Source organism: Pedobacter nanyangensis (assembly GCF_003313505.1).
Lineage (GTDB): Bacteria > Bacteroidota > Bacteroidia > Sphingobacteriales > Sphingobacteriaceae > Pedobacter > Pedobacter nanyangensis.
Map to the genome: position 1 here is coordinate 118,075 of NZ_QMHO01000013.1, position 15,103 is coordinate 133,177.

13 protein-coding genes and 2 tRNA genes are annotated in these 15,103 nt (G+C 41.5%); 8 read left to right on the forward strand and 7 right to left on the reverse strand.

Translation table 11 applies throughout. The features are described from left to right. Positions 1 to 151: 151 nt before the first annotated feature. Genes DUT71_RS17510 through DUT71_RS17525 form a run of 4 tightly spaced genes read right to left on the reverse strand, consistent with a single transcriptional unit; the run spans position 152 to position 6,488 of the window. Positions 152 to 3,343, reverse strand: coding sequence for an efflux RND transporter permease subunit (locus tag DUT71_RS17510; RefSeq protein WP_113663841.1), 3,192 nt, complete (start codon positions 3,341 to 3,343; stop codon positions 152 to 154). A 29-nt stretch (positions 3,344 to 3,372) separates the two neighbouring features. After that, a complete protein-coding gene (locus DUT71_RS17515; protein WP_113663842.1) occupies positions 3,373 to 4,437 on the reverse strand; it encodes an efflux RND transporter periplasmic adaptor subunit in 1,065 nt (354 codons plus the stop codon). Between the two features lie 32 nt (positions 4,438 to 4,469). Beyond that, the gene (locus DUT71_RS17520; RefSeq protein WP_113663843.1) at positions 4,470 to 5,810 is read right to left on the reverse strand and encodes a TolC family protein; all 1,341 of its coding nucleotides are present in this window, start codon (positions 5,808 to 5,810) and stop codon (positions 4,470 to 4,472) included. A gap of 39 nt (positions 5,811 to 5,849) precedes the next feature. Further along, on the reverse strand, positions 5,850 to 6,488 hold the full coding sequence (locus tag DUT71_RS17525; RefSeq protein WP_162796100.1) for a TetR/AcrR family transcriptional regulator: 639 nt from the start codon (positions 6,486 to 6,488) through the stop codon (positions 5,850 to 5,852). 192 nt (positions 6,489 to 6,680) lie between these two features. Here DUT71_RS17525 and murB point away from each other — a divergent pair, with 192 nt between their 5' ends. The 6 genes from murB to DUT71_RS17555 all read left to right on the forward strand — a co-directional run bounded on the left by murB (position 6,681) and on the right by DUT71_RS17555 (position 11,690). Further along, positions 6,681 to 7,694: a UDP-N-acetylmuramate dehydrogenase gene (gene murB, locus DUT71_RS17530; RefSeq protein WP_113663845.1), complete on the forward strand. Its 1,014-nt coding sequence runs from the start codon at positions 6,681 to 6,683 to the stop codon at positions 7,692 to 7,694. Between the two features lie 154 nt (positions 7,695 to 7,848). Then, complete coding sequence (locus DUT71_RS17535; RefSeq protein WP_113663846.1) at positions 7,849 to 8,364, forward strand: RNA polymerase sigma factor; 516 nt, start codon at positions 7,849 to 7,851, stop codon at positions 8,362 to 8,364. Between the two features lie 98 nt (positions 8,365 to 8,462). Next, positions 8,463 to 10,052 carry a mechanosensitive ion channel family protein gene (locus DUT71_RS17540; protein ID WP_113663847.1) on the forward strand — a complete coding sequence of 530 codons (1,590 nt, stop codon included), beginning with the start codon at positions 8,463 to 8,465 and terminating at the stop codon, positions 10,050 to 10,052. 113 nt (positions 10,053 to 10,165) lie between these two features. Then, the gene (locus DUT71_RS17545) at positions 10,166 to 10,669 is read left to right on the forward strand and encodes a glycoside hydrolase family 95-like protein (RefSeq protein ID WP_113663848.1); all 504 of its coding nucleotides are present in this window, start codon (positions 10,166 to 10,168) and stop codon (positions 10,667 to 10,669) included. Positions 10,670 to 10,776: 107 nt separating this feature from the next. Continuing rightward, entirely contained in the window at positions 10,777 to 11,457 is a 681-nt protein-coding gene (locus DUT71_RS17550) for a lycopene cyclase domain-containing protein (RefSeq protein WP_162796102.1), read from the forward strand. Beyond that, complete coding sequence (locus DUT71_RS17555) at positions 11,457 to 11,690, forward strand: cytochrome b5 domain-containing protein (protein ID WP_113663850.1); 234 nt, start codon at positions 11,457 to 11,459, stop codon at positions 11,688 to 11,690. The genes DUT71_RS17550 and DUT71_RS17555 overlap by 1 nt, the downstream gene beginning before the upstream one ends. Before the next feature lie 360 nt (positions 11,691 to 12,050). On the opposite strand, the gene DUT71_RS17560 is transcribed toward DUT71_RS17555, so the two are convergent. Further along, positions 12,051 to 12,974, reverse strand: coding sequence for a PfkB family carbohydrate kinase (locus tag DUT71_RS17560; RefSeq protein WP_113663861.1), 924 nt, complete (start codon positions 12,972 to 12,974; stop codon positions 12,051 to 12,053). Positions 12,975 to 13,118: 144 nt separating this feature from the next. Between DUT71_RS17560 and DUT71_RS17565 the strand changes: the two genes are divergently transcribed. Both DUT71_RS17565 and DUT71_RS17570 read left to right on the forward strand, forming a co-directional pair. Continuing rightward, a tRNA-Asn gene (locus DUT71_RS17565) sits at positions 13,119 to 13,192 on the forward strand. Between the two features lie 73 nt (positions 13,193 to 13,265). After that, positions 13,266 to 13,342 (forward strand) — tRNA-Asn (locus tag DUT71_RS17570). Here the strand turns inward: DUT71_RS17570 and DUT71_RS17575 are convergent. Beyond that, positions 13,305 to 14,861 (reverse strand): recombinase family protein, encoded by a 1,557-nt coding sequence (locus DUT71_RS17575; protein ID WP_113663851.1) that lies wholly within the window; start codon positions 14,859 to 14,861, stop codon positions 13,305 to 13,307. The genes DUT71_RS17570 and DUT71_RS17575 overlap by 38 nt on opposite strands. Further along, positions 14,861 to 15,019: a hypothetical protein gene (locus DUT71_RS20285; RefSeq protein WP_162796103.1), complete on the reverse strand. Its 159-nt coding sequence runs from the start codon at positions 15,017 to 15,019 to the stop codon at positions 14,861 to 14,863. Before DUT71_RS20285 ends, DUT71_RS17575 begins: the two co-directional genes overlap by 1 nt. Positions 15,020 to 15,103: the final 84 nt, after the last annotated feature.

The following is a 15,103-nucleotide window of genomic DNA, read 5'->3' on the forward strand; positions in this document are numbered from 1 at the left end:
TTCTTTGCTTTTCAAGTTGCTTTGTAGGCGCTGCTTTGGCCCCCCGGGAACTTTTAATGCCAGCGGCAAACTGCGAATTTTGTTGCCATAAAGAAGCCCCTTTAATTGGTAAAACTAAAGGGGCTGGGTTTATTGTGTGTTGGGAAAAATTCTAATGATGCATATCGTACTCGTGTACATCCTTATGGTCATAAGCTTCAACCATCAATTCTTCAATAGGCTTTCCTTTTTTATCAAGGCCAAATTTGTGCAGGATATTATCTACCCAAAGGTACATTACCGGTACAATAATTAAGGTTAAGAATAGCGAACTGATCAAGCCCCCAATAATTACCCAAGCCAAGCCATTTTTCCATTCGGCACCTGCGCCACTGGCAATTGCGATAGGGAGCATACCAATTACCATGGCAATAGTTGTCATCAAAATTGGGCGTAAACGGGCATGGTTGGCAAGTACTAGAGCCTCGCGGGTTGATTTGCCTTCGGCTTTCATCTGGTTGGTAAAGTCAACCAGGATGATTGCATTTTTGGCTACCAAACCAATCAACATAATTAAACCTAAAATGGTGAAAATACCTAAGTTGTTATTGGTTAGGGCCAGTGCAAGGAATGCTCCAATTACCGCTAAAGGAATAGAGAACATTACCACAAATGGATATACAAAGCTATCGTATAGGGCTACCATAATGAGGTACACCAAAATAATCGAAGCGAGCAAGGCTATACCAAGGGTACCGAAACCTTCGTCCTGGTTTTCTTGGTCGCCGGCCCAGGTGTAGCTTACGCCAAGCGGACGATGTAGTTTTCCTTCTTCTTCCTGCTTGATCAGCTGAGCTTTAAAATCATCAACAATAGTACCCGTAGGGCGGCCAATGGACTGTGCCTTAAGCGTAACCGAGGTAGTTCTGTTTAAGCGTTCCAACTGCGATGGCCCAGAGCCTTCGGTAATTTCGGCAAACTGCATCAGTTTAATCTGTTGGCCCTTGTCGTTGGTAAAAGTCAAGTTGCGTACGTCGTCAATGTCCTTTTTGTCAAAATCTTGGAATTGAACGTTGATGTCATATTCGTACTGTCCTTTTCGATATTGGGCATCGGTATTACCAGCAAAAGCATATTGCATGGTAGCACCTACGGTTTGTAGGTTTAGGCCCAGGGCGGCCATTTTATCGCGGTCAACTTTTACGTTGATTTCTGGCGTACCTTTTTCTACAGATAATTTAGTTTCCGCTGCCCCTGGAATTTTATCTAAAATAGCTTTTGCTTTTTCTGCATAATACATGGCGCTATCCAGCTCAGGACCCATTACCACCATTTGGATATTGGCATTTTCAGCGGTACCCATAATGGAAATGTTGATGGTTTTAATGTTGGCTCCAACCAACAGCTTGGTCAATTCCCTGGAATAGGTTTTAGAAAGATAATCTGTTTCTGTGCCAGGCCTCAACTTCCTGTCTACCAGTTTTACATTGATCTCTGCTTTATAGGCAGTAGCCTGTGTACTACCCATATCACCAGATGCCTGGCCAACGGTAGTAATCATTTGCTCAATTTCAGGTTTTTTGCTCAAATAGTTCTCCGCACGCAAAGCATACTGGTTGGTTAGTTCCAGCGAAGCATCTTTGGGAAGCTCAATCTGAACCAAAAACTCACCCTTATCTGATTTAGGGAAAAATTCAAAACCGATGTATTTGCCGGCAAATAGCCCACAAGAACTGATCAAAAGCATGAATACCCCAATTAAGGTAATGGCTTTATGGTTAAGTGCCCAATTGAGGATGCCCGTAATCCAGCGGGTGAAACTGGCCAATTGTTTTTCGAACCATAAAATGAAACGGCCGAAAGCATTTTTACCTTCGATACGTTCTAGCTTACCGAAACGGGAGAATAATAAAGGCACAATGGTAAAGGAAGCAACCAATGATAGGAGCGTGGCAATAATTACTACGATACAGAACTGGCGCAAAATATCAGATACCAAGCCTGTACTTACAGAAATAGGGAAAAATACCACCACAATTACAAACGTGATGGAAATTACCGTAAAGCCAATTTCCTGGGTAGCATCAAAAGCCGCCCGTACTTTGTTTTTGCCCATTTCCATGTGGCGCTGGATGTTTTCGATCACAACAATGGCGTCATCCACCAGGATGCCCACTACCAACGACAAGCCCAGTAACGACATTAAGTTTAGCGTAAAACCAAACAGTTCGATACCAATAAAAGTTGCGATTAGCGATGCCGGAATGGATACCATTACGAAGATGGCATTTCTTAGGCTATGCAAAAAGAACAACATCACAAAAGCTACCAACACTACGGCAATCATCAAATCGTGTATTACGGCATCGGCCGAATCCAGGGTGTAAACCGAGTTGTCGTTCACGATCTTCAAATGCAGGCCGTTTATTTTTTCATATTCCGCATTTACTTTGGCAATGTTCTTTTGGATGCCTTCACTTACCGTTACGGCATTGGCATCACTTTGTTTTACCACGCTTAAGGTTAAAGCGGTAGAGCGGTCGATACGAGCAATTTTCTCCGCTTCTTTGGAGGTTTCCTGTACATCGGCAACATCTGATAAACGTACCTGTGTGCCTGTGCCAGTGGTGGTTAGTACCAGGTTTCTAAGCTCGTCAAGGTTCTTGAATTTACCTGATAAACGTACCAAGATATCCTGTCCCTTAGATTTTACACTGCCCGTAGGAAAATCTAGATTTGAAGCCATGATAGCCTGCTGTATCTGCAATATACTAAGGTTGTAGCCTTTTAATTTAGTTGCATCAACACCTACTTTTACTTCGCGTTCAGACCCCCCGATGATATTCACTTGGGCCACACCCGCCACACGGGAAATGTCTGGAGAGATTTTTTGGTCAATTAAGTCGTATAAATCGATATCTGATAAGTTTGCCGTTGAAGATATGGTGATAATGGGCATATCGTCTAAGGAGAACTTGCTCAATGACGGCGTTTTTACATCCTCCGGTAAATCAGATAAAATGGCGTTTACCTTACGCTGTGCATCATTTAACGAGTAATCTACGTTTGCCGTGGCCGTTAAGGTGATGGTAACGATAGATACCCCTTCCAAAGATGTGGAGTTGATTTTCTTGACATTTTCCATCGAGGATACTGCATCCTCAATTTTTTTCGTAACTGTGTTTTCTACCTCACTTGGCGACGCTCCGGGGTAAACCGTTTGTACGGAAACTACATTGGAAGAGAATTTTGGAATTAATTCGTAGCCTAATGAGAAATAACTAAGCAAGCCCAATAATGTAAGTGCGGTAAACACCACAATTACCAATGAGGGTCTTTTGATTGATATTTCTGCTATTTTCATTTTATATTCTTCTGCTTTTGAAAAGGGAATTATTTAATAACACTTACTGGCGTGCCATCAACCAGGTTGATTTGTCCACTGGTAATTACGGTTTCACCTTCGTTCAATCCGCTTAAAATCTCTACTTGGTCGCCCAAAATACGTCCGGCAACCACGTTCCTGATTTTAGCTTTGTTGCTTTGCTTGTCGTACATAAACACTTGATTGCTGTTTACACTACCTACAAACGAGGTACGAGGAACCAAGATGCTTGCAGCTTGAGTAGGGAAATCAAAAACAGCAGTTCCGTACATTCCCGCTTTAAGCGAGTTTTTAATGTTGTTGGTTACTTCAATTTCGATAGGGAAATTTAACGATGCATCAGCTTTAGCGGCAATAAAAGATATTTTTCCCGAAAATTTATCATCAGGGAAAACAGAAGAACGGATGGCCACTTTGTCGCCAATTTTTAAGTTGGCCACCTGGTTTTCGTTGATATTCACCTTCAGTTTCAGTTTTGAGATATCAACCAGTTCAAACAATTGTGTTCCCGGAGCAACTACGGCACCTACTTCAATTAGCTTTTTGTTAACCACGCCATTAATAGACGATCTGATGTTGGCATCATTAAACTTGCGCTGTTGTTGTTGTAAGCGTAACTTGGCATTTTCTGCGGCAAGCCTAACTTCGTCAAGCTTTTGTTGGGTTACACCGCCAGTTTTAAAAGAACTTTCATGGCGGGCCAAATCTTTCAGCGCATTTTGGTAGGTGGCTTCGGCCGTTTCCTTATCGGTGTTTAAAATTTCGGCATCAATGCGTGCCAAAACTGTACCTACACTTACCCTGCTTCCTTCTTCTACGTATATTTTGCTTACACGTCCGCTGTTTTCTGCCGAGAACATTAGCTCTTGATTTGGAGCAAAAGTTCCATTGGCATTAAAGTCCAACTCTGGAACTGTTTTTTTAACCTCTGCGATATTTACGGCGATAGCGCCATTACCTTTTGCAATAAAATCGGTTTTTTCCTGATTTTTCTTCTTATTGCTGGATAGTATAAAAGCAATAGCGCCTATTGCTACAACTAATACGACAATGATGGTTATTACTCTTTTCATTTTATCTGATATTATTTCTTCTGTATTTTGGTTTATTGTACTAAGGTTCTAAGATCTCCCTTGGCTTTAATCAACTGTATTTCGGCAATTTTATATTTCAACAAAGCTTCTGTATAACTATTTTGGGCCTCAGTAAGTGAATCTTCTGTTTCCAGTAGATCGGTTAGGGTAGCAAGCCCATTATTGTAGTTGTTTTGTGTGCTCTGGTAAATTTCCTGTGCCAATTCGGCATTTTTGCGTTGGTAATTAATCGTACTTAAGCTGTTCTTCAGCTCAATTTTAGCATTCTCGTAAGCCAGGTTCAGCTCATTGGTTTTTTCAATCCTATCTTGTTTCAGCTTGTCGATATCAACATTGGCCTGGCGTACTTTTGACCGAGTGAGGAAGCCATTGAAAATGGGGATTTTAAGCGATAGCCCAACTGCCGATGCACCAAAGCCAATTGCTGCTCTGTTGGAATTCAAAAAGTCGAAACTGTCGCTTTGGCTGGAATAGGTGTAGTTACCGGTTAAGGATAAGCTGGGGTAATATTCAGCCAAATAAGCTTTGCGCTGTAAGGCGTACAGCTTGTCCTGGTTGTTCAAAAGCTTAATCTCCGTTCTGTTGGCCAAACCAACAGTGTCTGTAAATACAGGTAATTGTCTAACCTCGGTTAATTCGCTGTTTGGTAGGGTAATCGGATTTGCTACCGACATCCCCATCGCAAATTTTAATTGGTTTTCTTGTTGGGTTATGGCGTTAATGGTTTGTATGCGTTTGCTTTCCAAATTGGTCAACTTCACTTTAATACGATCTACATCGATTTTTTTTGCCAAACCATTTTCAAACTGACTTGCAGTAACTTTTTCTACCACTTTAACATTTTTAATGTTGGTTTCAACCACTCCAAGCTGTTGCTTGTTTACCAATACTTGATAATAGGTATTGGCCACCAACTCTATAATTTGCTCTTCGGTAAGCTGAGCGGTGAGGTTATAAAATTCTTCGCTAGACCTAGCTGCTTGCAAACCTGTAAATACCGTTTGGTTAAACAATTGTTGCGAAAGCTGAACACCAGCACTAGAGTTCCAGTTTTGTCCCATCTTAATGGCTTGTGTTTGGCCGCCAAAGTTGGCCACTAATTGCCCGATGATAGGGTTGTAGGTGAGGCCTGCGGTACCGGTAATTTGGGGCAGGGCCTGGGCCCGCACTTCCTGTACCTTGTATTTTCCTCCTTCAATGTCTAATCTAGCCTTGCGAACTTTTACATTATTGTCGAGTGCATATTTCAGTGCATCCTTTAATGTGATGGGTTGCTGTGCAACGGTTAATGCTGGTAAACCGAAACTGACCGCAAGCAGTAACATCAGTTTTACCGTTTTTATTCTTAGCATAGTTGAATTATTTATTTTTTTGGGTGAATTTTATATTTATTAATTGTTTTTGGCCATTTCTTTTTTGGCAGCTAACGCTTGATCGTATTTATGGATTAATTTAAGTCCTTCATTGTTACAAATTCCGTATAAAAAATGTCGGGTTATTTCAACCATAATACTAGCCAGGCTATGTTTTTTGGTGTCGTAATGCCCATTTTGCGTAAAAACAACATCTACCTGGTCCAGTCTCATTCTGGTAATGATTTCCAGGTTCAGGTCCTTACGGTACAAACCTTCGGCAATACCCCTTTCCAGATTTTCCATCACCTTTTTGCCAATTTCCTTTTCCTTGAACGACATAAAGTTCAGCCAAGCTTCCTGATGGTATTTCTGCAGGTCGTAAAAAAGCATAGGGTTCATCGTTTCCAAAAAAAAGTCCATGTCCTGCATGCTGAAAAAAACTTCCTCCACTGCATTCTCCGACTCTTGGGAGCATTTGTTCATCTGCAGATCCTGGTTTACAATCCTATCGTGAATCAGAATGTTGATGAGTTCGTTCTTGTCCTTAAAGTTCTGGTAAATAGTTTTCTTGGATATGCCCAAATGCTTGGCGATATCGTCCATGGTTACACTTTTAAAACCATATTGACAAAAAAGGTTATCGGCACCGTTAATGATATAATCTTTTATTTCCAATTTAATCCCCTTTCAAAAATCCGCTGCAAAACTATGGAAACTTTTTTTAATCTTAAAGTTTCCGACAAGAATTTTTTTTACCATTGCCGCAAATTGCATTTGAACGACAAATCCAGTTCCAGTAAGCCAACTATCGTCAAATCATCAATCTTAAATGCTAAATCATTAGTACATTTGCAATAAAAATACTTTATGCCCTTTATCGCCAACTACTCCCTTAAAAACCTAAACACTTTTGGAATTGATGTAAATGCAAAATGGTATGTCAACATTTCATCAGAAGAAGATTTAACGGAAGCTTTTGGCAGCCCTTTGATCAAAGAGAACAAACTATTGGTATTGGGCGGAGGCAGTAATATGCTGTTTACCAAAGATTATGACGGGATTGTGCTTAAAATAAGCATTAAAGGCATTGAGGTGGCCCAGCAAGGTACCGATATCTTGGTAACCGCCGGAGCAGGAGAGATATGGGACCACTTGGTGAAATATTGTGTAGCCAAGGGCTATGCTGGTTTGGAGAACCTCACGCTCATTCCCGGAACCGTGGGCGCCTCACCTATCCAAAATATTGGGGCTTATGGGGTAGAAATCAAAGATGTTTTTGAAAGTTGTACCGCTTTTGAGATTGCCACGGGCCAGCTCAGAACCTTTAGTAAGGCCGATTGTGAATTTGGTTACCGCGAAAGTGTGTTCAAGGGAAAACTGAAAGGTAAATACATCATCACTTCGGTAACTTATCGCTTATCTAACATCCCGAACGTGCAAACCCACTATGGGGCAATCAATTCGGAGCTTGACAGGAGAGGGATTGAGCGGCCTAGTATTTCAGATATTTCGGAGGTAGTGGCGGCCATTAGGGTAAGCAAACTGCCCGATCCGTCAACCATTGGCAATGCCGGCAGTTTCTTTAAAAATCCTGTGATAAGCCAACAGGCATTTGATGAGCTGCTGTCGCGTTTTCCAGACACCCCACACTATCCAGCCCCCAACGGACGGGTGAAATTAGCTGCCGGCTGGCTTATTGAGCAATGCGGTTTTAAAGGTTTGGTTGATGGACATACCGGAACTTGGAAAAATCAGGCCCTGGTACTGGTTAATCATGGCGGGGCAACAGGACAGGAAGTGTACAGATTTTCGGAAAAGATTATCGAAACTGTACAGGAAAAATTTGGAGTGCTTTTAGAAAGAGAAGTAAATATTTTTTAGCCTGGTGCGCCCCAACCCACATTTTTCTTTTTTTTAAACTTTTAGTACATCGTTTTTGCCGTTTTTGGTATCATAGTTGTAATGAGTTACATAACTATGACAGTTGCAATCCCATCTCGCATCTGTTCTTTTTTATTAACTAAAAACTAAGAATATGACACAGCTGCAATTTAACGAACAACTAAACGATTACTCTACTTCATTGAAATCATTTGCCTTAAATTTTACCAAAGATCTGGAAGATGCGAATGATTTGGTGCAGGATACGATGCTCAAGGCTGTAACATACTATAGTAAATTTAAGGAAGGCACTAATTTAAAAGGCTGGTTGTTTACCATCATGCGCAACACTTTCATTAATAACTACAGGCGCCTGGTAAAAACCAATGCATTAATTACCCAAAGCGACGACATTACCTACGCTAACCTGCACTACAGCGCAACCAACAACGCCGTTGAAAGCAAATTTGTACTGAAAGACATTAATAAGGCCCTAGAGTCTCTAGCTCCTGAATACTATATCCCGTTTATCAAATATTTCGAAGGATTCAAATACCATGAAATTGCCGAAGAACTGAATATCCCAATTGGTACGGTAAAAACCAGAATACACGTAGCCAGAGGGCAACTGAAAAAATATCTTAAAAACTACTCTGCTGACAGAGGATAATCTTATAGGAGCCCCGCACATGCGGGGCTTTTTTTATGTTCGGAACATGCAACTATTATAAAATTTGCTTATTATTACTTTAAGTAAATATCATTCCTATGAAACTAATTTTTTCACTCCTGCTGCTTTTCGGCACGTTAGAGGCCGTTTATGCGCAAAAGAAACCCGTTGACGATAAGGGGTTTCCTGTTATCGCTCACAAAGACACGCTCTTCCACATTAAAAATAAGCTCGGTTCCCTGCCCGCGGCAGAGCGAGCGCAGAGAAGTTCCGAAAAAATAGAACGATTATCGGAAGGCCTCCTTTTTATTCCCGATTCGGTTAAAATCAAGAGTGATACCATTGTCACTGATGTAGCATATAAAGGCAATATACTGATTAGCTTATCCAATGCAGATGCAGCTGCTGTGGGCTTGGATAGAAAGGTGTTGGCCCAAACCTACCGGCAAATTATCATTAGAAATGTAGAACAGTACAAGAAGGAAACCGACCTTACAGAACTGTTGAAAAGAGCAGCAATGGGACTGCTAATTCTTTTGGTGCTGATCGTTTGTATTTTTTATCTGAACAAGTATTTTAATCGGTTCGCCAAATGGATTAGTATCAAAGCGGAAAAAAAACTAGGCAGTATCAAAATCAAGGACTATGAGTTGATTAACAAGAAAAACGAATTGCTCCTCATTAACAGGCTTTTGGGCTTGCTGAAGCTTTTTCTTATGGTTGTGCTGGTTTACATGGCGCTTCCGTTGATCTTTCAGCTTTTCCCTTGGACTAAATCCTGGAGCGATAGTTTGCTTGGCTTTGTACTTGTCCCGCTTAAAAGTATGTTCGGCGCTATGGTAGGTTTTTTTCCCAATTTTGTGAAAATCCTGGTTGTTTTCTTTGTTTTCAGATACCTTAAAAGAGGAATAAAGTTCCTTTCACATGAAATAGAAACGGAAAAGTTAAAAATAACAGGATTTTATCCCGATTGGGCCAAACCCACCTATAACATCGTAAGAATTGTATTAGATGCCTTTATGCTGGTCGTCATCTGGCCATCTATTCCGGGTTCTGATTCCGATATATTTAAAGGTGTTTCGGTATTTTTAGGCTTGTTGATCTCTTTTGGATCTTCTTCGGCCATCAGTAATGGCGTTGCGGGCATGGTGATCACCTATATGAGGCCCTTTGCCATTGGCGATATCGTTAGGATTGGAGAAGTAGAAGGCAATGTTTTGGAAAAATCGTTATTGGTGACCAGGCTAGTTACCGTTAAAAATGAAGTGGTTACCATACCTAACAGCGCTATACTTAACGGAAATACCATAAACTATTCAAGTCTTAGTAAAAAAGATGGCCTTGTACTCCATTCTGAAATTACCTTAGGCTACGACATTTCGTGGCAAACTATCCATAAACTGCTTATTGATGCTGCATTGGCTACCGAAGATATTATTAAAGAAAAGCAACCTTATGTATTTCAGAAAAGCCTTGATGACTGGTATATTACTTACCAGATCAATGCCTATACTACGAAGCCCGAAAAAATGGGCCGTATTTATTCTGAATTGCATAAGAACATACACGATGCCTTTGATGCAGCTGGTGTAGAAATTATGTCGCCACATTACAAAGCTATTCGCGATGGCAATGAAAGCACGATAGGAAGCAATTCATGGAAAATACCAAAGGACCAATCCGCCTAATCGCTTTGATTTGTAAGTTCCTGATGGCAATCCGATAGTCCTTTTATGAGATCAATAAGGAACAAGCTGCAAATCTGGATCTGATTAACCAATCCATTAACCACTGGCAAAGTATGCCGGCTGCCTTGCAAGGATATTCCTTTACGGGTTTCGCCTCAATGAAAGCAATGTTGGGCGATGGAAATGCGGCAAGGGATGCACTAAATACCTTGTTGACAAAATTTGTAAAACCCAATACACTTTATGCAGAATCGGGGCCGGTAATTGAAACACCCTTATCGGCCATGACCAGCATACAGGAACTGTGCCTACAGTTTTGGAACAATGTAGTTAGGGTCTTTCCTGCGATCCCCTCGGATTGGAACGAGGTGTCTTTTGAAAATTTCAGGGTAGATGGAGCCTTTCTGATCTCTGGCACCCGCCAAGCCGGAGTAAACACTGGTGTTACCATCAAAAGTGAAAAGGGAGGGCGAATAAAGATAAAACCTAATATGCCGCAAGGGCTGGAGTGGACGAAAACTGGAACCGTTACGCTTATAGGAAACCAGAATGGCATTTATGAATTTGAGATGGCCCCAGGTTCTTCGGTGCTTATGGCCGTTAAATTATTGCGCTGAACCTTGCCGTGCCTAACCGTTGTAAACGGAAAAGTGCTGCCATTTTGTAAACAACTATCTATTAACAGCCAATATAAAATCATACTTTTGGGGAACAACACCACAACATGATGAAGTTTCTTTTTCTGACCTTAGCACTTACCCCCTTATTGCTGCCATTGATTTTTCAAGTTGATAAACAGATCTTTAAAGAAGGTAATTTAAGGGCATCGATTGGCGCCAGTTTGGTAGCCACTATTTTGTTTTCGGCCATTAACGTGGTGCTATACCTACTTGGTTTGATCAGTTATGATGCTAAATATACGCTAGCGGTTAGTTTTAAGGATGTTCCATTGGAGCAATACTTGCTTCATTTCAGTTTAAATTTTACAGCAATTTCCCTTTATCAATACCTCAACTTACGGTTCCCCAAAAACCATCTGCAAAAGTATAGCTTGGCCCTTAGCAATTTGTTGTTGGGACTTGGTGTGGCTTTTTTGTTTTTCGCTTATCCCAAATGGTACACTATGCTTACTTTCGCTACACTTTTGTTAACGCTGTTGCTTATTGAATATGTGGGCAAATTGCGATTCATGTACCGGGCGTACCGTACTTTTGCAGGCATGTTATTGCTGTTGTTTGTGGTTTACGGTATTATGGCATGCAACAATGTTGTAATAACGGCAGCTGGTGGCATTTCGGGATTGAACATTGCCAAAATTCCCGTAGAAGTGTTTTTTATGTCGCTTGCAGCCTTGCTAGTTAGCATTTACATGTTCGAGTTTTTTAAAAGCAGGAGAGCAGCCTAATGCAACTGCCATCTTATACCAAGCAACAACTTGCTTTGCGCAATGGGCAGGATAAGCCACAAATATGGGTGGCCTATAAAGGTGTTATTTATGATGTAACCGAGAGCCGTTTATGGAAAAATGGTAAACATTATGAGCATTGGGCAGGGCAGGACCTTACAGATGAACTGGCTGATGCGCCCCATACCGAAGTGGTTTTTGAAAAATTGACGCAGGTAGGTGTGCTGGCATAACTAAGCTCCGTTGAACGAATGCCGCAAATAAACATTTGGGTTTTCTGTCGATAGTCTGCAAAATTGAAAAAGCTTTCTGCCCGCATCAAAAAGCCATGGTTTATTTGTGGGGGCTCCAGGTTAACGGAATGTTTTAATGGAAGGGATATTAAATGGGCAAGTGTGTGCGTTAGGAACCAGACCGTGAATGTGGCTGGGGTAGGGCATGCTTAAAAATAGCAATTCCTTTTATAGTGTGGACAGGAATGATTGTTTTTTGTAGCTTGGTCACAAAAATAGCCCCGGTTGTAGCGGCACCGCAGGTACAGCGTAAAACGGGACTATCTTGACCTAGTTGCAGTGCAATTGCGCTGCTAAAACTTAGTTTTGGGTAATTTCGAAACTGCTTAAGCTCACAAACTGTTGCAAACGGTTGGCAATTTCTTGTTGGCTTAGCGACAATAGTTTTTCGGTGCCAAATTTCTCTACACAGAAAGAAGCCAATGCCGACCCATAGATCAGGGCGTTTTTCATGTTGTTGAAATTGATGGTGCCAACTTTGGCCAAGTAGCCAATGAAACCACCTGCAAAAGTATCGCCGGCGCCGGTTGGATCAAATACATCAGCTAAAGGTAGTGCCGGTGCAGAAAAGATTTTGTCTTCGTGGAACAATAGTGCACCGTGCTCGCCTTTTTTAATGATCAAATATTTGGGTCCCATGGTTAAAATTTTGTTGGCAGCTTTTACCAACGAATATTCGCCAGACAATTGGCGGGCCTCCGAATCATTGATGGTCAACACGTCAACCATTTTAATGGTTTCCAGCAAGTCGTCCATCATAATATCCATCCAAAAGTTCATGGTGTCCAAAACAATTAGTTTTGGGCGGTTTTTTAACCTTTTGATCACCGTTTGTTGTATTTGGGGCGTAAGGTTGCCCAACAGCAGATACTCGCAATCTTGATAACTTTCCGGAATGATGGGGTCAAAGTTTTCCAACACATTCAGTTCAGTGATCAAAGTATCGCGGCTGTTCATGTCATTATGATATTTGCCACTCCAAAAGAACGATTTTTCTCCTTCTTTTATCTGTAAACCTTCGGTATCAATACCATGTTGGTTAAGTTTTTCTATATCTTCTTTTTTGAAATCGTCGCCAACTACTGCAACAATTTTTGTGCGATTATAGAAGTAAGAAGCGGCCAAACTGGCGAAAGTTGCGGCTCCGCCTACAATTTTATCTGTTTTTCCGAAGGGCGTTTCGATGGCGTCGAAGGCCACAGTACCGATGATTATCAGGCTCATACGTTGTAACTTGTAATTTTTGTCTTTTTTTTCGTTACAAATATTGCATAAATAATTTAAAAGCCCTAATATTGCATTCCCAAAACGAACGAGGGTGTTCAAATTGAAAAGGATATTTTAAAGCGTTTTGGGCAATGCCAGCACTCCTTCTTAGCTCAGCTGGTTAGAGCATCTGACTGTTAATCAGAGGGTCGCTGGTTCGAGCCCAGCAGAGGGAGCACAAGCCTTACTTTAGTAGGGCTTTTTATTTGAAAAGTTTAATACCAGTATTTTTCCTCGTGAAAAAATCATTCCTTCTTAGCTCAGCTGGTTAGAGCATCTGACTGTTAATCAGAGGGTCGCTGGTTCGAGCCCAGCAGAGGGAGCCATAGTGGGCAAGCACAAAAAATCGGTCGCTTGCCCATTTTTTTTGCTTTGTAATTTGCTGTTAATCTGATAGATAAGTGAGAAGATGTAACTGCGTTTAGCGGTTCGATGTTTTAGATTTTCAAACGTGAATTTTTCGGGGTACATCGAACCAATTATTTTTCTTTGCACTTCAGTCTTAGCATTAAAGTATATGCTGTCAAGCCTCATAAGCTTATCTGTGGCACTTTCCAGTGCTGTTTTGATTTCGTTTTTTCCTACTGAGCTTGCTGGTAGTACCGCTAGGTTTTTTTGTATTTCTTCGATCTTATGCTCGGCTTCTTGCTTAATACTCCTGAAATCATTGGCGTCGAAATCCCCTGAAAGTAAGAGTTCCCTACAAGACGCAATTCGTTTGTTCAAGACGCCGATTTCGTTAGTGAACTTGACGCGTGTCATTTGTGTTCCCTTGTTTACCGCGTCATGTCCATCTAATATGGCGTTCTTGAAATGTTCTGCTGAAACAACATTCAAGACGAAATTGCACAACTCTTCAAAGAAGATTTCATTAGCTTCAGCGGCCTTTATCCTGTACCCGCACTTTGTAGAGCAGTGGTAGTAGTAATAGTAGTTGTTCCTGCCTTTTGAGCCACTTGCCGTCAAGGTCCTCGAGCACTTGGAGCATTGGAGAAATCCCCTCAACGGTATCATTTCATGAGAAGAGATGGTCGTTTTGATGGTACGTTTTCTATCATCTAGTGCTTTTTGAGCAATCAAAAATAGTTGTTCGGTGATAATAGGCGCATGCTGACCAGCAACGGTATGTTTCTTTTCTTCACCGTAAGCGGCAATCCGTATCTTGCCGCAATAAACGGGGTCTCTGACTGCAACGAGAAAACGGTTCTTGTTACATTGTAGCCCCATTTCCTTTGCTTTATTGAATATCTGCTCCGTTGAAAATTGGGCTAGGGCAATCTGGTTGAATGCCCAGGCCATGAGTTTTGCCTGTAAGCCGTTCGGGGCGATATGTCTTTTTCCATTTGGACTGGTCAGGTTGATGTAGCCAATTGGCGCCTGTCCCATCCATCTTCCCTCTTTTTTCGCGCGTCGCATTCCGAACAGGGTATTCAATGCCCGGCGGTCGTTTTCTATTTCTGGTGCTGTTAAGTAAATCGCGAGCATCATTTTGTTCTCTGGAACGGACATGTCCAAAGGTTGTTCGATGGCTTGCGGCTCCACGGAATAGCGCTTTAATTCGTTGATCATCTGATAGGCGTCAGGAGCATTTCTGCTAAATCTGTCCCATTTTGTGAACAGTAATAAAGTGCCCTGATTTTTGTCACGTTTCAGCGTTGCAAGAAATCTTTGCCATTCTGGTCTGATAAAGGTCTTTGCCGAAAAGTCCTCTATGATGATATGCCTTATGGCGATCCTGTTCTGGTCACAGTATCTTTTTAATACTTCTTCCTGGTTGCGTAGCGAATAGCCCCTGTCCGCCTGTTCATCGGTGCTTACCCTTAGATATAAATCAGCTGTTTTCATTATTTAAAATTTTGGTCCACTACCACACTTGCTAAAAAATAGATCAGGTCGAGATATTGTACCGCCTGCTCGTAATCAAGCTCAACACCATGTTTACGGAAGTCCTCCATTACTTTTTCCGGCGTTAGGCTTCTAGGGATCTCGATTAATGAATTCATATTGCTCCTTTTGGGGCAAGTATGTCGATTGGGTGGGGGATATTCCAAAAGTGGCCACCTTTTTTTTCTTCAAAGTGGCCACTT